Annotated in this window: 23 protein-coding genes; 22 read left to right on the forward strand and 1 reads right to left on the reverse strand. The window is 32.3% G+C overall.

What is annotated here, in order from left to right; genetic code table 11:
• The first annotated feature begins 275 nt into the window (after nt 1–275).
• From T335_RS23025 to T335_RS0111490, 15 genes are all read left to right on the forward strand, one after another.
• Nucleotides 276–443, forward strand: coding sequence for a GNAT family N-acetyltransferase (locus tag T335_RS23025; RefSeq protein ID WP_408605164.1), 168 nt, complete (start codon nt 276–278; stop codon nt 441–443).
• A 309-nt stretch (nt 444–752) separates the two neighbouring features.
• Nucleotides 753–1,379, forward strand: coding sequence for an HD domain-containing protein (locus tag T335_RS0111420; RefSeq protein ID WP_026477672.1), 627 nt, complete (start codon nt 753–755; stop codon nt 1,377–1,379).
• 291 nt (nt 1,380–1,670) lie between these two features.
• Nucleotides 1,671–1,976 carry a hypothetical protein gene (locus T335_RS0111425; RefSeq protein WP_026477673.1) on the forward strand — a complete coding sequence of 102 codons (306 nt, stop codon included), beginning with the start codon at nt 1,671–1,673 and terminating at the stop codon, nt 1,974–1,976.
• A 296-nt stretch (nt 1,977–2,272) separates the two neighbouring features.
• Nucleotides 2,273–2,809 carry a GNAT family N-acetyltransferase gene (locus T335_RS20525; RefSeq protein WP_051569277.1) on the forward strand — a complete coding sequence of 179 codons (537 nt, stop codon included), beginning with the start codon at nt 2,273–2,275 and terminating at the stop codon, nt 2,807–2,809.
• Between the two features lie 248 nt (nt 2,810–3,057).
• The gene (locus T335_RS0111440; protein WP_278246896.1) at nt 3,058–3,630 is read left to right on the forward strand and encodes an HAD family hydrolase; all 573 of its coding nucleotides are present in this window, start codon (nt 3,058–3,060) and stop codon (nt 3,628–3,630) included.
• A 14-nt stretch (nt 3,631–3,644) separates the two neighbouring features.
• Nucleotides 3,645–4,187: a flavodoxin domain-containing protein gene (locus tag T335_RS0111445; RefSeq protein WP_026477676.1), complete on the forward strand. Its 543-nt coding sequence runs from the start codon at nt 3,645–3,647 to the stop codon at nt 4,185–4,187.
• A 543-nt stretch (nt 4,188–4,730) separates the two neighbouring features.
• Entirely contained in the window at nt 4,731–5,453 is a 723-nt protein-coding gene (locus tag T335_RS0111450; protein ID WP_026477677.1) for a class I SAM-dependent methyltransferase, read from the forward strand.
• 718 nt (nt 5,454–6,171) lie between these two features.
• Nucleotides 6,172–6,807 carry a hypothetical protein gene (locus T335_RS0111455; protein ID WP_026477678.1) on the forward strand — a complete coding sequence of 212 codons (636 nt, stop codon included), beginning with the start codon at nt 6,172–6,174 and terminating at the stop codon, nt 6,805–6,807.
• 201 nt (nt 6,808–7,008) lie between these two features.
• On the forward strand, nt 7,009–7,398 hold the full coding sequence (locus tag T335_RS0111460; protein ID WP_156943677.1) for a PH-like domain-containing protein: 390 nt from the start codon (nt 7,009–7,011) through the stop codon (nt 7,396–7,398).
• 495 nt (nt 7,399–7,893) lie between these two features.
• Nucleotides 7,894–8,079 (forward strand): hypothetical protein, encoded by a 186-nt coding sequence (locus tag T335_RS20530; RefSeq protein WP_156943678.1) that lies wholly within the window; start codon nt 7,894–7,896, stop codon nt 8,077–8,079.
• A gap of 255 nt (nt 8,080–8,334) precedes the next feature.
• On the forward strand, nt 8,335–8,739 hold the full coding sequence (locus T335_RS0111470) for a hypothetical protein (protein ID WP_026477680.1): 405 nt from the start codon (nt 8,335–8,337) through the stop codon (nt 8,737–8,739).
• Nucleotides 8,740–9,207: 468 nt separating this feature from the next.
• Nucleotides 9,208–10,194: a phosphotransferase enzyme family protein gene (locus T335_RS0111475; RefSeq protein WP_026477681.1), complete on the forward strand. Its 987-nt coding sequence runs from the start codon at nt 9,208–9,210 to the stop codon at nt 10,192–10,194.
• Nucleotides 10,195–10,598: 404 nt separating this feature from the next.
• Entirely contained in the window at nt 10,599–11,225 is a 627-nt protein-coding gene (locus T335_RS0111480) for a DUF6273 domain-containing protein (RefSeq protein WP_026477682.1), read from the forward strand.
• A gap of 207 nt (nt 11,226–11,432) precedes the next feature.
• The gene (locus T335_RS0111485) at nt 11,433–12,188 is read left to right on the forward strand and encodes a (S)-benzoin forming benzil reductase (protein ID WP_026477683.1); all 756 of its coding nucleotides are present in this window, start codon (nt 11,433–11,435) and stop codon (nt 12,186–12,188) included.
• Nucleotides 12,189–12,428: 240 nt separating this feature from the next.
• Nucleotides 12,429–13,040, forward strand: coding sequence for a histidine phosphatase family protein (locus T335_RS0111490; RefSeq protein WP_026477684.1), 612 nt, complete (start codon nt 12,429–12,431; stop codon nt 13,038–13,040).
• Nucleotides 13,041–13,222: 182 nt separating this feature from the next.
• On the opposite strand, the gene T335_RS21670 is transcribed toward T335_RS0111490, so the two are convergent.
• Entirely contained in the window at nt 13,223–13,825 is a 603-nt protein-coding gene (locus T335_RS21670; RefSeq protein WP_051569278.1) for a YidC/Oxa1 family membrane protein insertase, read from the reverse strand.
• 948 nt (nt 13,826–14,773) lie between these two features.
• Here T335_RS21670 and T335_RS0111505 point away from each other — a divergent pair.
• The 7 genes from T335_RS0111505 to T335_RS0111535 all read left to right on the forward strand — a co-directional run bounded on the left by T335_RS0111505 (nt 14,774) and on the right by T335_RS0111535 (nt 20,169).
• Nucleotides 14,774–15,820, forward strand: a complete 1,047-nt coding sequence (locus T335_RS0111505) for a hypothetical protein (protein WP_156943679.1) — start codon at nt 14,774–14,776, stop codon at nt 15,818–15,820.
• 67 nt (nt 15,821–15,887) lie between these two features.
• Nucleotides 15,888–16,730, forward strand: coding sequence for a GNAT family N-acetyltransferase (locus tag T335_RS0111510; RefSeq protein ID WP_026477687.1), 843 nt, complete (start codon nt 15,888–15,890; stop codon nt 16,728–16,730).
• Between the two features lie 25 nt (nt 16,731–16,755).
• Nucleotides 16,756–17,214, forward strand: coding sequence for a GNAT family N-acetyltransferase (locus tag T335_RS0111515; protein WP_026477688.1), 459 nt, complete (start codon nt 16,756–16,758; stop codon nt 17,212–17,214).
• Between the two features lie 303 nt (nt 17,215–17,517).
• The gene (locus T335_RS0111520) at nt 17,518–18,126 is read left to right on the forward strand and encodes a CPBP family intramembrane glutamic endopeptidase (RefSeq protein ID WP_051569279.1); all 609 of its coding nucleotides are present in this window, start codon (nt 17,518–17,520) and stop codon (nt 18,124–18,126) included.
• A gap of 289 nt (nt 18,127–18,415) precedes the next feature.
• A complete protein-coding gene (locus T335_RS0111525) occupies nt 18,416–19,246 on the forward strand; it encodes a hypothetical protein (protein ID WP_026477690.1) in 831 nt (276 codons plus the stop codon).
• Nucleotides 19,247–19,280: 34 nt separating this feature from the next.
• Nucleotides 19,281–19,646, forward strand: coding sequence for a YybH family protein (locus T335_RS0111530; RefSeq protein ID WP_026477691.1), 366 nt, complete (start codon nt 19,281–19,283; stop codon nt 19,644–19,646).
• Nucleotides 19,647–19,746: 100 nt separating this feature from the next.
• Nucleotides 19,747–20,169, forward strand: coding sequence for a DUF6678 family protein (locus T335_RS0111535; protein ID WP_026477692.1), 423 nt, complete (start codon nt 19,747–19,749; stop codon nt 20,167–20,169).
• The last annotated feature ends 470 nt before the right edge of the window (nt 20,170–20,639 follow it).

The following is a 20,639-nucleotide window of genomic DNA, read 5'->3' on the forward strand; positions in this document are numbered from 1 at the left end:
CGTTCTCCGAAACCACACGTAAAGGCCTCGGCGTCCTACTAAGGATAAGAAAAAAACTAATCATAATTTTATTGAGGTGGAGAGATTAAAATGTATATCGATTATTTATATAATCATCCAAAATATGTAGAAACTGTGTCAAATTGGATTTGTAACGAGTTTGTTATAGAATCCGAAAAGAATTCTAAAAAGTTAGAGCAGATTACTGAGTATTTTAGTAAGCCTCATTATATGTTAGTCCCAAATATAGAAGTCAAGGTATTGCAGAGAAGTTAATTAAAAGAGTTCAAGAAGTTGTAAAGAGAATTGGTTTTGAGAAGGTCTATCTAAGAACTGAACATACTTCCCATTATTACAGGAAATTAGGTTGGGAATATATTTATAAAACTAACGACGAAAAAGGACGAGAAATCGAAATTTTCAGTAAATCAGTAGTTAATTAAGAGGTTGTGACCAAGTTTATCGTATTTATTATCTAAAGTATTAAGGGTAGAGATTAAGGGTGCGACGTCCTGTCGCCCTCTGAGTCATAGGTCGTATGGCATCGGAGAACAATACATTTGAATAAAGGTGCCGGACACGCATTAAGAGAAAAGTCAGAGCACCACACCTTCTCACTGGATGACAAGCACCCCAAGGGGTATTCCTAGAGGGTTCAGTTCGAAGGCGTCATAAACAGGTAGAACGTTCGCTGAAATTGACGCAGGTGATGTCGATGTCAGGTACAAAAAATAGGCCGGGGGAGGAATTAAATGGATCTTATAAAAATTAAGGAGATAGCTACAAAGCAATTAGCAAATCGGAAAGAACGTAGCAATAGGGAAAGAGGATATACATATCGGCATGGTGAAAGAGTTGCATCTTTAGCTATTTTATTAAGAAAAATGATATCAAATGATGGTTCTAACGACGATATTATTAGAGTTGCATCATGGTTTCATGACATATCTAAGGGGGTAGAGCCACATGGGAAATATGGTGCTATCGTTGCTAGAGAAATTCTGAATGAATATTGTAGTCAAAGTGACTTAGATAGAATTTGTGAAATAATTAAAAACCATCAAATTAGATTAAAAGAAAACATTTACCCAGAATATATAAAAATTGTACAAGATGCTGACATACTTGACCATTTTGGAAATATCGGAATATGGATTACCTTTTTTGATCATGCTTGTGTAGACAAAAGTGTCGATGAAGTAATAGGTCATTACGGAGAAGATTTCGTTGTTCATGTTGCAAAAATGAGGGAATTGCTTAATTATGATATTTCAAAAGAAATATTTGATGATAAGATTAACAATACATTAGCATTTATTTCTGATTTATCAGTTGAAGTAAGTGGTGGAATATGCTCTAAACAAATGAAACATAAATAACATTAAGAAACTAATGTGTAAAAGCTGAACCAAGTATTGTAAAGGAAGAAGTTAAAAGACACTTAGAAAGTGAGATATGGAAAATTGGATAATACATTTAGTAATAGTAAAGAATCATTACTACATGTTTCAATAGAAAAGATAGATGTACTATTTCAATCATTCAAATTGTATAGAAATTAAAGAAAACCAAAAGTTGATGTTGGAGGTACAAACTAGAAAACTATATAAAAAATGTCCTGAGCATATCGAGGAAAGAACTCTGATGCAGATGCTTTAATAATAGAGACTTTGGTAAATATAAAGGATTTTATAACATTACTCGATGATGATGTTATTTATTTTATTACACGAAATATTGTATATTTTTCAAAAGGCAATAAAAAAGAGGATAAAGAACAATTACACAATGATATTTTGACAGACTTAGAACTAGTAGGATTGAAGGATCGTGTTGAAAATAGAATTCTGTTTACTAAAACTATCATTGATGATTTTAAAGATGAAGCCGAAGGCATAATTCCTTTACAGGAGATGATAGAAGATTTAGAACTTCAAAAGGAAGCATTTGAGCAACGATTAATCTGGGACAGATAAACATGGATAGAGAATCTGTTGGTTTAAGTGCTCTAGGTTCTGACTCAAATTATTTCGCAGAAGAAGCAATAAATGAATTGAGCAGCGTTGAATTGGTAAATAAAATTGGAAAATATAATTCCTCAGGGTATCACAGTCCTTGGGAGGCAAAGACATGCGCCACTTTTTCCGCCAAGGCGTTAAAAGAGAGAACGTCGTGAATCGCTATACCGTGACACGGCGATATCGGAGTTGTTCTTTGAGGGTCTGTTGATGAGAAAAACTATTTTTATGATATTAAGCGAGGGAGAGTACTAATGATAGAGATTAGAAACGTAACAAAAAAGGATTTGCAAGAGATCAAAGCGACAGTAAAATCAGCTTTTTATCGTGAGGGTAAGGATGAAGTATTTAATGAGTGGGAGTTTGTGGAGAAAGTTACCTACGACAGGGGTTTTGTGAAAGAACTATGCCAAGTAGCCGTGTTGAATGGAAAAATTATAGGATACATTTTACTGTCTGAAGCACATATTGGAAAGAATAAAGGTTTATCTTTAGGGCCATTAGCAGTGTCACCTGTCTATCAAAACAAGGGAATTGGGAAACAACTTATAAAGAATGGGTTAAAAGAAGCAAAAGCATTAGGTTATGAATGGGTTGCATTAATAGGGGGAGATTACTATTTACAATTTGGATTTAAGCCTGCATTGCAATATAATATTATTCTGTCAGAAAATAATCCTGAAAATGAATACCTAAAGATTCTTTTCCTAAACAGAATCAATGTAGATAAGGTTTGTGGTGTCATGAAATTTTGCAATTCATTCTATAGTGAAAACGGTGAGTTACTTTAACTTGCTAGCAGTGTTCATATTCTAATTATTGAACATTTTAAGATTCTAATAAGTGTGCAAATTAGGATTCACATTTACATTAGTATAGGTTATGAGAACAAACCTTAGCAAGCTAGTTACATATTATTTATTTTAACAAAATATTTGTGCAAGGGTGCACTAGGGTACAAGCCTAGGGCGATATGCACCACATCCCTTCGCTAAGAGTAAAACTCCACCTTGTGGTATATCTCTGAGGTCTAACTATTATATTCGACTTAGATGCTACATTGTTTAAAACTGATACGATATTTGTTGATGCTGTAAATCAAGTTTGCATGACAAGAGGAGTAGAAACATGGGAAAGAGATAAGTTGATAGAGCTTATAGGAAAACCTACGATAGATATTTACAGAATAATTTTTGAAGATAAAATAACCAATGAAGAAGTGGAAATCATTCGATATGAGGTAAGGTCAATCGAGGAAAAACTCTTAATTCAATCTGGAAAGCTATATGATGGTGTTGTTGATATTCTAGTCAAACTCAAGAAAGCAGGGTACACTCTTTGGATTTGTACAAATGGTAGTGATATCTATGCAAATAGAATACTAAATACCTTTTTAATTGTAGACAAGTTTTCTATTATCAAGTCGAGAGTTGAAGCACTTATTAAATCACAACAGATAAAACAGGTTTTAGATGAAACTGAGTGGTGTAGTGCGATAGTGGTAGGGGATAGGATTTCAGATACTGAAGCAGCTGAAGATACTGGTTGTCTGTCTATTGGAGTTTCTTATGGGTATGGATGTTGTGTCAAACTGACATTACATTTGCAATGAGGAGGGTATAATGCATGAGTAATACAATTGTGATTTATCAGTCTAAGTATGGAGCAACAAAAAAATATGCAGAATGGCTAGCAGAAGAATTATCCTGCGATTTGATTGAAACAAAAAGAGTTACAATCGAGCAGATAGAAAAGTATGATACTGTTATATTGGGTGGAGGCATATATGCTACAGGAATTGCAGGTATTTCTTTCCTTAGAAAACATCAAGAAAAACTAAAGGACAGGAAGCTTATAGTATTTGCAGTAGGAGCATCCCCATACGATGAAAAGGCAATGGCTGTATTAAAAGAGCATAATTTTAAGATTGAGCTTGCACATATTCCTTGTTTTTATTGCAGGGGTGCATGGAATGAAGAAATTATGTCTTGGAAAGATCGTATATTATGCAATATGTTAAAAAAAGCTGTCGAAAGAAAAGATCCAGCCACCTATGAACCTTGGGAAACTGCTTTAATACAAGCAATTGGCTCAAAACATGATTGGACGAAAAAAGAAAATCTTAAACCCATTATTGAGTTTATACAAACAAATCAAATAGAATCCTAGTAAAAGCAAGTAAACCGTACCCTAATAAAAATTAATAATTAATGCATAGTATCTTTTCTATATGCCATAAAATCAATGGTTTAGTGAGGGTAGAAAATTTAGAATCGACAGGATAGCATATAACATAGGGTTAGCAACATTTTGGCTTGGGAAATTAATAATCTGTCAGAACGTCGCAAACACGAGAACGTTAGCGGAAATATTCTTACAAGGTGTTGCTATTATAGAAAATTAGCTTTTATGAAGGACTTATTCATTATAATAAATAGAATTTTTAGTATAGGTACTGGACTAAAGGCTATTTATAAATAATTATTAATGAAATATGTTTATTAGGGTCAGGTTTATAGGGTTTCGGTGAAAAAGATAGAATTAGTAAATCATAGAGTCCAGTTTATAGCTGGATTTTTATTTAAATGCTAAGTTCTTAGAATGTTCATTTTGTAAGATTAAGTATATAGAAATCGATGGTTTCTTATTATATCAAGCTCCGCCGAGAAACTGTGGATTCCAGATTTATTTATATAATAGGAGGAGAATGAAATGCTTAACGAATATTTGAGAAATTTCAAAAATAAAATTAAAGATCCAGACATAATAATGCTTTATAAACTTAAATGGGCACAATTAGAAAGATATATTGAAACTAAAAACTTGAAAATTCTTGATTTTGGGAGTGGTTTTGGGACAACAGCAAATTATTTGGCAAAAAATAATGAAGTTATCGCAATTGAGCCCAATGTTGATATGGTTGAAGAACGTGAATGCGAAAATAAGTATACACAGATAATCGGGAAATATGAGAAATTGAATGATTTTGGTGATGGTACTTTTGATGTTATTGTATGTCATAATGTATTAGAGTTCATCTCAGAACGAGCCGAAATTGTGAAAGAATTTTCACGTATACTTAAAAGTGGTGGAGTTTTATCTATAGTAAAAAATAATAATGACGGTAGAATAATGTCCAAAGCTGTTGCTAATGATATAGACGGGGCTGTTGATTTACTTGAAGGTGGACAAATTTCTAACACTTTTGGTACAGTGCATGTATATTATCCCGAAGAACTATCAAAGTGGAGTTGCGATCTTAAAATTGAGAAAATATTAAGCCTACAGACGTTTTTTGGTTTGCAGAGTAACAAAGATAAAAAGAAAGAGCCATTATGGATGGATAAAGTTTTTGATATTGAAATGAAAGTATCAGATCTAGAGCCATATAAAAGCGTTTCGCTTTTTAATCACGTTTTGCTCAGAAAATTATAGTCATCTAGAATAACTAGAGTATTGAGTGAACGAATTATTGGAATAGAAATTAAAGATCTGAAGGCATTACTTAAAACGAGTACTCACTAGTTTACGTCATATAACATTATGTTTACGGGAGGTGCTGACGGAAACGGTCAGGGTGCAGGGGCAAAGAACCACATCCCTTCGGCGGGAGAATTAGTAAATAATAGAGGCCAGTTTATAGCTGGATTTTTATTTAAATGCTAAGTTCTTAGAACGTTCATTTTGTATGATTAAGTATAATAGGAATAAATATAGAATTTAGGTAAAGTAAAATAAATTTATTGCTTTTAAAGAAAGGATAAAGGGCACCACCAAGGGTAAGGTCAATCGGGTCCAGTTCGAAGGCGTCGCAAATGCGGGACAGTTAAGGGCCGTATTTTTAAAAGGTGTAGATTCTATAGAGGGTTTAGTTTTTAGTTGCTCCTAATATTGTGTCTGCACAAGGGTGTTGAAAGTATGTTTTAAAGTTTCAATCAGAATCAGAACACCACATTCACTGGGTGCAAGCACTACCAAGGGGTATTCCTATGGTGTCCAGTTCAGGGACTTGCAGACACTGAGACGGTATATGCCATCCTTAGCAAAGAATGTGGAGGAATGAGTAAAAACAGGGCTGAAAAGATGGTACAACAGATAGTTGATGTGAATTAAGGATTATTATTATATTAGACAAATGGAGTGTAAGAAATTTATGATTACTCAAAAACAAAAAAACATAATTATAGCTTTTATATTAGTATTAATTACAGTTTCTATATTTACTTATTACAAATATGCTAATAACGATACTAGTGAATTAGGAGTAGATTTGTCAGACATTGAACAAATGAATATTGGTTCTGAAATGCCACAGTTGTTGTATGGCGATAATAACTCAGCTGTTATACAGGGTACATTTGGGTTAGTGGTATATAATATAAATGATTCAATAGTTACGAATCGAATTTCATATGAGCGGCTTAAGTCATATGGTATTTCGATGTTGTACGCAGCTGTATCACAGGATGGCATGACGATCTATATTGGAAATGATGATATGAATGGTGGAAGTAACTTTACTCATCAATATAATATTAGAACCAGAGTAGTGAAAAAAATATCACAACAGCCAGTTAACGTGTTTACACCTATCCGAATTAAAACACCAGGATACAATGAAGAATACGATAAATATTTTGATTTTCAATATCTTATAAATGACACTATTGTAGAAGTTGATAATTCGTTTATATATCTGAGAGCGAATTTGGATTGGAGTATGAAAAGCCTACAGTTTATTATTTGCAGATATGTTGACGGAGTAACTAAAATTCATAATGTGTTTTGATAATTATTTTTGGTAAATATTGTTATAATTAAAAAAGAGATTATCTTTAGTAGCCTACTGCACATTACTCTTAAATATACACTGTGACGCTATATAAAATGGGAGGCAAAAGAACGCCGCATGGGTGGCGGATTTGATGATGGCAAAGCCTCAGTAGCTAATTTAATGCTTAAATATAATATGTTCTTGGAGGAATATAGTGTGGAAAAGCTAAAAGGATATTATTTTGGTACAGTTATTGATGAAAAGTGGTGGAAAAAATATTTAAGGTATACTTTTATTTCTCGGGGTGCAGGCAAGTACTGGCAAACAGATGAAGGAATACATTTTATAAGATATTTTACAAAGAGGTCGTTATTTATACCATTTGATAAAATTTGTGATACAAAGATTTCTAAAAGTCATAGTGGCAGATGGGGACAGGGAAAACCTGTATTAAATATCATATGGAATAATGAAGATAAACATTTAAACTCTGGCTTTATTGTTGGAAGTAGTGAAAAGACATTAGTAATATACAAACTATTGAAAGATATTCTTAAAAACTTAAGTAAAAGCAATTATATAACTCCGAAAAATAGAAATAGGTAATTTTTATGGGGATAACGTTCTATCGGGCTCTGAATCAAGGGGCCTTCTACATTAGATAACAACAGATGTAAAAGTGCAGTAGCAGGAGTAAGTAGTATGGCAGTACCACATGCCTTCAGCAAGTCTAAGTGTCACTAAGTTTGGGACACGTCGGCAATCCAAAACGTTATAGGAAATAGAGAGAGCGGGTTGTTCTTTGGAGTCTATTTTAAAAGATTGTGGATGATGATTGAGGTTGTGAAGTAGCTGATATAATCAAGAAAAAAGCGATAATCACATTATGAATGATGAAGAGATAAGAAATTACTTTGTAGAGAAGTTGTGTGATGTATTAATATATTTTAATGATGTAATGCTTTGTTATTTGATTTCACCGGAAGAATTAAAGAAGGTATATTTGCAAAAGTATAATAAGATATAGAACGTTGGTGAATTCCAGTTAGTAGTGTAACTATTGTGGATAATTTATAGATTATATAAGAGGAGTGTTTTATGATGGAAAAGGTGATATGGGTTAGAAGTAATGGAAAAATGCTAGGCGCAAAAGAAGATGACGGCTTGAATATCGTTAACAGATATCTAGAAGAAGGCTGGAAAGTTAAGCATATATCTGCATGCGCTTTAGGCGATAGCATGAACGCAGGACAGGCATATATTGTTATAGAAAAAGATATTGATTAGTAAAATTTTAAAAATAATTGATGACGTATCATTTATGAAAGATGTCACTACTCCCTTTAACAAAACATTTGCATAAAGTGATGGAAACACGTACTTAGGAAAAGATCAGAGTACCACAGTCTTCTCACGGGGTACGAAGCACCACCAAGGAGTATTCCTATGGTGTCCAGTTTAGGGATTGTAGACATTGAGATGTTATAGGAAATCAGTCATAACTATAATAATTAAAAAAAACATCAAAATCATGGAGGATTAATGAAAAAATTTTATATTGCTTCAAGTCTTAAGAATATAGAAACTGTGCGATTTGTAAGTGAGAGCTTAATAAATGAGGGGTTTATTCATACATATGATTGGACATTAAATGATAATATTACTTCAATTGATCAACTCAAAGATATAGGGAATAAGGAATTAGATGGAGTATTGAAGTCAGATTTTATTGTTGTTTTATTCCCAGCAGGCAAAGGCAGTCATGTTGAATTAGGTATTGCGCTTGGAAATGGGATTAAAGCATACTTGTATTCTAAGAATGATGAAATAAATGACCTTGAAATGACGAGTACATTTTACCATTTAGACGGTGTCTGCAAATGCAAGGGAACAATAGAAGAACTAATTCAAACCATATTGAAAGATCAAAAAATGAAAAAGAATTAAAAGAAATCTATCAATTAGGTGCTTTAGAGTGAGTTAAATAAATTTATTGTTTTTAAAGAAAGGATAAAGGGACAGTTGTAGAGAATTTTATCAAGAATGAATCTGCTAACAATGTGTTTGCATTTGGTTAAGTATTATAGATTGAGGGAGCGGTTAGTGACCACACCTTCTCACTGGGAGCTAAGCTCCTATAGGGTCCAGTTTGAAGGCGTCGCAAATGAGAGGACGTTATATAAAATCGAGTGTATTGTCGCCGCATCGTGCGGCGGTTAAAAGAAGAATAATAAAATAGGAATTTTGAAAGGAGTGATTGGCATGAAACGTCGAGTAATACAAAACAAGGTGATTGATATTTAAGTTGAAGCAGTAAATACTATCAGTTCTTTTAAGCTGACTAGAATTTATTAATGTTATTTTACTGTTTCAAATCCTGTTAGGGCATAAAAAATTATGAAAGAGGAGAATAACATGTTAAAACTAAAATGCTTTTTTGATAATAAAGATTTAGCTAAAATGATATTAGAGAATTGGGAGTATGATTTAGCTTCTATAGATATGTTCAATTTCTATAGAATTTCATCAAATGCAGTTTATCCATTTAAATATAAAGGAAAAACAAGATTTCTAAGATTCTCACCCGTTGGAGAAAAAGATATAAATAATCTTGTTGGTGAATTAGATTTTATCCGCTTCTTAATGTCTAGAGATTATCCAGCATTAAGTATAATAGTTTCTAAAAATAATGAAGAATTTATAGAAGTATATACACCTTGGGGTGATTTTTATGCTGTTGTTTTTGAAAGAGTGGATGGGGTACAACTGGGAGAGATAGAATACACCCCGGAAATTTGCAAGAAACATGGAAGTTATCTAGGGAAACTCCATAAGTTATCCTCAGACTATAAGCCTATTACAAAATTACGTTGGACATATGAGGATGTTTTTCTTTGGATTGATAAAGAATTATCAAATTTATCTTATGACATTTCAGCAATTGAGGAGATAAAAATATTAGAAACATATTTATCTAAAATACCAAAGAATGAAAAGAATTTCGGATTAATCCATTACGATTTTGAGTTAGATAATGTTTTTTATGATCAAGCTAAAGATGTATTAAATATTATCGACTTTGATGATGCAATGTATCATTGGTATGCTATGGACATTGAAAGAGCATTAGATAGCATAAAGAATGAAATACCAAAAGAGAATTATTTCTTAATGAAGGATAGCTTTATCAAAGGTTATAATGAAGAGTTTAATGTTACTGACGAAATGCTATCTTATCTACCAATATTCAGGAGATTTGCCAACCTATATGCATATACTAGAATTCTACGATCCACTGCAGAAGTTTGGAACAATGAACCTGATTGGTTAACAGAGATAAGAGGTAAACTGAATATAGCTATGGAACAACGCTCAAAGTTTTTTGGAAAACCCATACAATAACTGGAATTGTTATAGGGGCTGACGTTCTGTCAGCCTCGGTTCTTCGAAGTCGACAGACTATACATAACAATGTTTTTGAGCAAGGATACTGGCATTACGTGTTAAGGGCAGGTTCAGCAACACACCTTCTCACTGGGTATAAGCCCCGACAAGAGGAAAGGTCAAGTGGGTCCAGTTTGAAGGTATCTCAAACACTGAAAAGTTAGCTGAAACCTTTTGAAAGTACCCAATAATATAATCATGGAAAAATAATGCTTAGGTCATATATAGAAGAAAATTGTATTCTAAGGTGAATAACAGCAATAGGTGGTAAATAGTAACTTGTCGTTAAGTTAATGAGCATTTGTTCTTGTAGGCGTATTGAAACAGAACTACATAAAATATATTATACGAGGAGAAAGAGAATGAGGGAATTTAATATCGGCTCAATCGTGCCATTTGGTGGGTATCATTGGCGCGTTCTTGATATAAAAGGTAATGCGGTCCTGATTATAACTGAATATATGATCGAACAACAGCCCTATAATAATCGCGTTGGTGATGTGACATGGGCTGACTGCTCCCTAAGAAAATATCTTAACGGTGAGTTTTATAATAAATTCACTGCGGCCGAACAGTCAAGAATCATTCCCGTATTGAACAAAAACCAGGAAAATCAGTGGTACGGTTCAAAAGGCGGAGGAGATACTCGTGATTACATCTTTCTTCTAAGCATTGAAGAAGTGGTGTACAAATATTTCGGGGACAGCAGTAAAAACCTTGAAAACCGCAGCTCCAAACAACGATACTGGTTTCAAAGGAAAGACAAAAACAACAACAAGCGAAGATCAACATTCGATGGGTATGTATGGTGGTGGTGGCTTCGGTCGCCCGGGCGTGACAATAGAAGAGCCGTATATATCCATGGCGACGGCAATATAGGCATTCAGGGAAACGGCACCTTCCGATACAGCAGCAACACGATACACCCTTCAACCTGCGATAACAGTGGCGGAGTTCGTCCAGCACTGTGGCTGAGTTTGGAATTATAAATCTTGGGGTACTTTTTAAGTGATTTGATTATCATAACAAAATAAAGGACATCAATGTAAAGGAGCAAATTAACGCCGATGTTTCCGTCGGTGGGTTAGGCTTTATTTTCGTAATAAATGAAAGTCCAACTGCAGCCTGAACGTTACATGACAATGAGGCATGATTAGGCTACTATGCTAGAATTCAAACTAAGGAGGAAAAGTCAAATGAAAGTGTTCATAATCACTGGCACATCAAGGGGATTGGGGAATTCTTTGGTAAGGAAGCTAATTGATAGTAAACACCATATATTTTGCATTACACGTAGGCCCAAAGACGAGCTAACTAATTATGCGAAGGAAAAAAAGTGTAGAATGGATTATTTAGAATTCGATTTATCAGAAGTTTCTAAAATTGCAGAACTTATGAATAAAGTCTTTGATAAAATTAATCTATCAGAAATAAAAGCAATTTCATTAATCAACAATGCGGGTATTTTAGCGCCAATGAAGCGTATAGAAGATTGTGAAGGTAGCGAGATTATAAATAATATAAATGTAAATCTATTAGCACCTATTGTATTAACATCAGAATTTATAAAACATGTTAAACCATTTGAAGGAGATAAAAGAATTATAAACATTTCATCAGGAGCAGGTAAGAAACCGTATTATGGATGGTCAAATTATTGTGCTTCAAAAGCAGGGTTAGATTTGTTTACACAATGTGTGGGTGTTGAACAAAGTACAGGAGAACAAGCCGTAAAAATCCTGTCGTTAGCACCTGCAATAATGGATACAGAAATGCAGGCAGAAATAAGAAGAACAGATATAAAGGATTTTGAGCAAGTAGAGAGATTTAAAGACTTTAAAAATAACGGATTATTATTATCAGTTGATGAAGTTGCTGAAAAGGTTATTAAAGTATTAGTACATGAGGATTACCAACAAGGTGGAGTAATTGATGTCAGGGATATCTGCTGAGAGAGCCCTATCCGTCATATAGAATAAAGTGTTTGCACAAGGATACTGGAAGCACGTTTAAAATGCAAGGTCAATGCACCGCATCCCATCACCGGGGACGAAGTTCCGCCAAGGGGTTAGACTCTGTGGTCTGATTCAGAGACGTCGCAAACACGGAGACGTTATGTAAAATACACACGATCTCAAGGGTAAGAAGATTTTTAAAAAATTGTAATTAGACTCAAAAGGTAGGGGGATATGATGACAAAATTATATATAACAAGGCATGGTCAAACAGAATGGAATCTAGAGGGCAGATTACAGGGAAGGAAAGACTCAAGACTTACAGAACTAGGTGAAAAACAAGCAAAATGGTTAGGTGAAAAGTTAAAAGAAGTTGAAATAGATATAATTATTTCAAGTACGAGTGGACGAGCATTCAAGACAGCAGAGATAATACGTGGAGATAGAAAAATAGAAATAATTCAAAATGATAATTTAATGGAAATGGACTTTGGTGAATGGGAAGGTCAGTTACATACAGAAATTGAAGCGCATTCTCCAGATGAGAAAGAAAACATGTGGCAATATCCTCATCTATATAAATCTAGTGGTGGTGAGACATTTTTTGAAGTTTTGGAAAGGGTTGGGAATGAAATAAAAAAAATCATAACTGAGCATGAGGGAAAAACAATATTAGTAGTAACACATGCAGTAGTATTAAAAGCTCTATTTGCATATTTTGAGAATAAAGAAGTCGAGGATTTTTGGAGTGGAGCATTTATGCATTCTACGTGTTTAAATATTATAAATATAAAGGATGGTAGTAGACAAATAGTACTTCAAGGTGACATATCCCATTATCAAGAGTAGTACTAATAGATTGAGTTTGCTGGGGCTATGTAAAGGTTATTGAATAGTAGTCACGCCACATTCCTTCAACGGGAACGAAGTTCCGCCAAGACGGTCTATCTTTAGGGCCAGATAAGCCAAGTAAAAAATCCACCTCCTTAGAATACAGGAGATGGATATATATAAGTGGCTTTAAGAATTTATTAAAGAAATATTCTTTGTGTGCTTTGGACTAATGAAGTTGTTAGAAGGTATATGCCTATTGCTGAAGGTATATTGGATACTAGTAATACTGCCATAATAGTAGGAGTGATGAGCACTTGCTTAGATAGTCTCGGTATTTTAGTTGTCTTTAAAATGCTCATGCTAACTAATAAATTTGGCACTATTTGTACCAATACATATAGAATAGGAAGTATAAAATATGGGTCTGGAACTGATAAGGAAGTTAGCCAAGGGAAGATTACAGTGGATACGCTTGTAATATTCTTTGTAAAAAATCTATACATAACAATAGCTGCAGGCATTTGAATAAACATTAATAAAATACCCAAGTAAGATTTAGCGTTACTGGAGTAGAGTTGTTGAATTTCTTCATCCATTTTAGCTTTATTATTCTTATACTTTTGTTTAATGATGTTGGCTTCTTCACTTAAATTCTGCATTAAATTCATTGACTTTTTTTGCTTTATATTTAAAGGTAATAAAATAACATTAAATAAGATAGTCAAAGATACAATGGTAATTCCATAGTCATTAGTTAAACCGTTAATGCTATTGAATAATGTTTGTAATAAGTTCATCATGGTTATACAACTCCTTCTAATATTGTGATTTGCTTTTATACTTATTAACAATATTAGAATTCAACGACATATAACCACAGCAGAAATTTATTATAGATATCATAATTAATAGTGGATAACTTATTAAGAATGGTGTATTTAAAATAGTAAGTTAGAGATTTAGTTTCTGTTATATTATTAGATTGGCAGACAGTTCCTTCATATGTGTGCACTAAAAACATAAAAGTAAAGAATATAATTGCAAATGTAGATATTAGAAAAACAATATCTAAATTTAATAACATCTAAACACCATCCTTTCCTTTGTTGCTAACTCAATTATATTTTATTATAGCATAAATTAGATTAAAATATTTTAAAATTAAAATATAATAAGCATGCTAAGAATTTTCAGTTATAGGCTTACCACAAGTTAATATGATTTTACCAAAATCCTATTTCTTTAAATGAATTATAGGTATATAGATAGTGGACCAGAATTACAGTTAGATAATACTGTAGTTTTTAGATTACGAAAAGAAATAGTAAAATAAATGTTACAGACAAGGAAAGTGTTTACGAGACGATCACATAATCATATGTCCACATATTCGTAACAAAGTATTGGGCATACAACCGAGATTAACAAAATAATCCACCATATAAATAATAGTCCAAAGAAAGCAGGCCTAATAAGAAAATATTGGGAGATAGAAACAGAAATTGATTTTGAGAAAAATATAGATTGATATAGATTATTTTTTTTAGCGAATGAACTTAAGGGGGGATGTCGAACTCCATATAATAATATGTTTAAACTTTTCACTTTGCTATAGCTGTAAAATTAATGGCTTCATAGGTAAGGTTCATCACCATAACACATGAATTGTTCATATCTAATCAGATAAACAGGAGTTTGCAAATTAGTTTTAGAAGTATATGGAAAGTAAATTACAAGAGGTGAAAGATATGAGAAAAACGATTCAAGATGTGGTAAGCTATTTGAAGGAAATTATGGTGCCCGAAACCCATGAAGCATATGTGATTAATCCCACCTATACAAAAGTTTCAGTTGAAGAGAGCATATATCAGGGTGTTTTGGGCTTCAGAGCCTTTTTGGTTCGGCTTTACGATGTTTTATACACCAAAGGCGATGTTTATGATAATAGCAAAAAAGTTGCCCATGAATATGAAAACCGCACGACCCTTTCGGTATATTATCCCTTCCTACACAATGTAAGCACTATACTAATGAACATAGGTTATCATGGTATGCCAGTTGAAAACCCACAATCCCTCAACTGTGGAAATAACGTATTTAATGGAAAGCTGTCAGTTACTAAAACCCTAGAATGCCTTCGGTTTCTGGAGGATTGCGGTATTTGCATTGAAGGCATAGACATAAATAAAAAAAAGCAAAACTTGTCAGACATCAAAACCATAAAAATTACATATCCAGATAACCCCACTATGCTGACAGGCCTAAAGGTCATGGCAATCGCCGAAATAGACCATCGTACCCTCGTCAACCAAGATGTTTTTTTGCGCTGTGATTACAGGGTATTGAAAAAGGATGAAACCGATGTGCTTTCCATCGTGCAGGATACGATAAAGCCTTTATCCGCAGATGTGCAGGATTTCATTCTGCAAATCCATCAGCGCTATTTGGATAAAGGACTTACCTGCGTTGTGGAAGTAAAAGGGTTTCATATTTATATCAAGTATTGTTATAAACGGAAGGATTTATGGGGAATTAACGCTTCCCTCAACAACGGCTACCATATCAATGTGAAATCGACGAAGATGCACGAATACACTGACACCATCAAAACGTTTCCTCTAAATCTGCAAGAACTGATTGCAAAGGGATATGGCTGTGGGAGAAAAAGAGAAATTGGTCATTGTGATGGCGGTTGTCGTGGACTTTCTATATCGTTGGATGATTCTGTTTTAGATATACGAGATGACATTGAAACATGGTTTGATCAAGAACTGACCTACTTACAAAAGAAATAAACATATAATAGTTTGTATTATTTCAATTTACATCAAAAATTTTCAAACTTTTTTTGGGGGGGATGAAATGAGGTATATAGAGGACAAAAGTTTTAAGTATAAAGATGAATTGATAAAAGAATTAAGAGCTTACAATTTAAAACATACTGGTGAAAAAGACTCATCAACAGAATATTTTTATGCTATTGATGGTAAAAAATTGGTTGGTAGTCTATATGTAAATTATTCTTGGGATTGGGTAAGTATTGGTAGTATGTTTTATCAGGATATTGAAGTTTTAAAAACGTTGATTTCAGAAGTTAGTCATTACTACAAAAATAAAGCAGTAGGTATGAAATTATATACAGAAGTTGAATCTAGAGTAGAAGATTTTAAAACTGTTGGTTTTAATATTGGAGGAGTTACAGAAAAAACACCAAGAACAACCAGATATTACTATTTGAAGAATATTGATTTTCATATAAAAAGTAATAATCAGGTAGAAGTTATAGTTGATACTGACAAAATAGATAAATATCATTCTATCTTATTAAGTCAAATAGAAAAATTTAATAAAGAAAATAATATCTATCCAATGGAAGAAAGAAATATAATGTTTGTAGCATTAGATGATGATAAATTTGTTGGAGGAGTTCATGGGAGCATAAATGAAGATTCAATGTATATAGGTTGGCTTGTAGTGAATGAAAGATATAAAGGTAATGGAATTGGTAAAAATCTTATGTATAAAATAGAGGAAAAAGCAAAAGAGCTAAATGTCTTTAGCATTAATTTAGGTACAGTAGAGTTTCAAGCAGAAAAATTCTATACTAAATTAGGATACAAGATAGTTTTTATAAAAGAGAATGATCCACGAGGCTATAAATCATATAGTATGGTTAAAAATTTAAGAAATTTAGAAAGATGCTAAAGTCATGACTAGAGGAGAGGACGATATGATTTATAAATTAAATTTAAAAGATGATGTAACATCTAAATCTGTACTAGAACTACAAATGGCTTCATACAAAATTGAAGCTGAGATTATAGGTTTTCAAGAATTACCTCCATTAAAGGATACTATAAAGAGTATAAAGGAAAGTGAAGAAATTTTTTATGGATATTATATAAATAATGTTTTAACAGGGATTGTTTCTTTCAAGATCATGGAAAATGTTTTAGATATACACAGAGTTGCAGTGCATCCTGACTTCTTTAGAAGGGGGATTGCTGAGAAGTTGATTAACTATGTAGAGAAACTTGAAAACAACATAGTAAAGATTACAGTATCTACTGGCACTACAAATCTACCTGCTGTTAATTTGTACTTAAAAAACGGATATCATAAAAAAGAAGATATTGAAATAAGTCCAAATGTATATATAACTGAGTTTGTGAAAAATTGTATTAGGTAATCTATAAATATTAGAAACATACTAACTTTTAAATGCATCAGTGAAGGCTATAAAGACGATGTATTGTGGAATTAGTAAGTCTAAAATAACTGGAGGCATATAGCAGGCGGGTTAGTGGTTGTGATGGAGGACCCGTTTGTAGAATACGATTAGGCATCACATCCCTTTAGGGAGAAGGGGATTCCGACAAGAGGAAAGGTCAAGTGTGTCCAGTTCGAAGGTGTGCAAACATAACCGTTCTACAATTTTCATGAATTCTAGAGATGTTTTAAATTAAATTGTTTTCAAAAAGGGGAAATTATTTTGGAAATTTTAAATATGTTAATTAGTGGGCTTCTTCAAATAGTATTGTTTACTATTATTCCATTTGTATGGTGGTTGTTTAGAATTAGAAAACGTGAAAGCTTTTTTAATTGGATAGGTGTTAAGCCTATTATTATAAAGAATAAAAGAAAATACATACATATTACTATAACAACTTTTATTTTGATGATATTACCTTTATTTATTACAATATTATTTATGGATACTGCTATTATGGCTACTTCACAATTTTTAGGTAGAGGATCAGAAGTTATAGTACCAGCAATAATTTATTCGTTTTTACAGACAGGGCTCTCTGAAGAAGTTTTCTTTAGAGGTTTTTTAGCAAAGAGATTAATTGCTAGAATTGGATTTAGTAGTGGAAATGTTATTCAAGGACTTTTATTCGGACTGCTTCATGGTGCAATTTTTATATCATTTACAGGTTGGAAAATGGCATTCATTATCGTTGTTGTTACTGGGCTGGCAGGTTGGTTAATGGGGTATATTAATGAAAAACATTCAGGTGGTTCAATAATATCAAGTTGGATTTTGCATAGCTTTGCAAATCTCGTAGCGTTTATAGCAGCCATGTATAAACTATTTTAGTATTAATAAAGGATACTCAGATATAACAGGTCTTTCTAATATTATTATAGAGGGGGGTCTGTTGATCTTTACTTATATTTTGTAAATAGAGAAAAGGGGTTATTATGTATTATTTATATCAGTTTACTAAAACGGTAAAATATATAATATAATATCTATGCCAAAGGATCAAATCTTGGAAGGATATATTTCACGTGAGTACAATGTTACTATTGATTAGAGGGATATTTAAAAAACTAATATATAATGTATTTCAAAATTTCAAATAAAGATTAGGGGAGGATGTTTTATGTGTCAACTTAATTTATATTTGGTACCTAAAAATATACCGGCAAAAAAGATAATAAGTATTTTTGAGAAATATAATTTGAGTACTAGTATAGATTGCTATAACATAATTGATAGCTTAGCAGACGATTATACATTTTATTCTACTAGTAGCCATTGTGATTGTGATAGCATTATTTCAAGGCTCCAAAATGCAAAAGTTAGTAGTTTTGATATGTATAAAAGAAAAAAGCAGGAGAAGGGTATAAAAAAGCTAAATAATATAAAAAAATTAAAATCTAATAAAAATTATAATAAAATAGTTAAGGAATTTGAGGCTGAAAGGGATCAGTTATGGGGTAGAATAGAGAGCTTTAGCCAACATATAAAAGATTATGAAATTGAAGAAAGTAAGAAAATATCAGCATTAAACCCTAGTGATGAAGAACGAAGTAGGATGTATGATGAATTGATTTACTCTAAAACTAATGAGATGTTCAAAGAACTTAATAATGATAAAGAGTACCAGAATGTCTTAAAAGAGTATCAAGATTTTCTAACAATAAATGCCGATTTAGATGACTCTATATCAAATTCTATTGCTGAACTGGAAAAAACATTAAATGATGATTTAAATGGTTTCGTTAACCAATTTAACATCTTTAATAATGTATGTAGAGAGATTTTAGAATTAACAGATCAAATATGTATATACCCATTTTGGCAAGATGGACAATCATTAGAAGTTGAAAATACACGTCATGTTCTATATGAAAACTTCAATATTGATCATTTAGTTTTTCAACCCTATAGAAATCTTTTGAAAATAGGCGGGCCCACTAAGCAATCTTAATAATTATGAAATAATAAAAGGAGTGTTATCTGATATGACCTATGAAGAAGCATTAGTACAATACATAGAAGCTACTAATTCACATGATTTTAACAATGTTAAGAAGATCCTTCATGACAAAGCGATTTATTGGTTCACCGATAAAACATGTTCTAATTTAAGTGAAATTCAAAATTACTTCGAAAATGCTTGGGATATTATCAAGGAAGAGGTTTATACAGCTAATGATGTAAATTGGATTACAATTGACCAAAACTCTGCAACATGTATTTATACATATCATTATGAAGGTTATTACAATGGCAAATTTATAGAGGGTAGTGGAAGGGCTACAAATATATTTATAAAAACTAATAATAATGAATGGAAGTTAATTCACGAACATTTAAGTAGACATTAATTTTCAATCTAGATCTAGTGGATTCTCTGATAGTTCAGGAAAGAACTTCTTATTTACGTAATATATTATTATGGGCAATTAAGTTAAGGTTGGGATATGAATGCCATTTAAAGAAAAAGTTTTAAAGATTGTTGTAGAAAAAAACATGTATAGCATTATGAATAATACAAAATGGAGAGAGTTAAAAAAAGGAATAAGTGAGTTGCCTTTTCAGCCCCCTTTTGTAATTAAAGCTGTAGATGAAGAAGAAACCTTATATCATCAATTTGATAAAGATGTTTGGTATCATGGAGATTGGGGACTTTATTTAGATGGTTATTTAGGTGGCGATATGTTTGCTACTCCATTCTATGCTGTTGAATGGATAAAAGTTAGACCACGTTACTTAAAGGGACAAGGGAGACTTATTGCTGACAAAATCATTGATGAAACAGAAGAGTTTAGATCTATTTTAAAAAAGTATAACATTCCTTATGAAGAGGAAAATGGTTGTTTTCTTATCTATGGCTACCGTTCAATATGAGCATAATTTACAATTGAATTTTGTATTATATGTAATGTGAAATATGAAAGAAAGCAGAAGGTAGGCTACCTTATAAATCAAAACAAAGGTGTTTGATTGAAAGGAAAAAGAGTAATGTTAGAGAATATTAATAAGCATACATCTGCTAACAAATCCTAAATTAAGGTATTAATATTACGGAACCCAAGTACTTACAATTTAAGTGTTTTTTTAATCTTTTTACTCGAACAATGCCGTGGAGAAATAGCTATATTGATTTTTAGTCACCAAAGTAAAAGAAGATACAATTATTGTGGATCTCTTTAATGATCAACAGCTAATTTTTGAAAGAAATAAATCTTTTTCAGTAGAAGTTTATACATCTGTAAAGAATGAGTCTGGACCACATAATAAGATAGAAATAGAAAATATTAAGGTTTACTTGGAGGTTTTATGGTCGATTAGAATAGCTTATTAAAAGGAGTTTCAAA

The sequence above is a fragment of the Alkaliphilus transvaalensis ATCC 700919 genome (genome assembly GCF_000621485.1).
In the GTDB taxonomy this organism is placed as follows: domain Bacteria; phylum Bacillota; class Clostridia; order Peptostreptococcales; family Natronincolaceae; genus Alkaliphilus; species Alkaliphilus transvaalensis.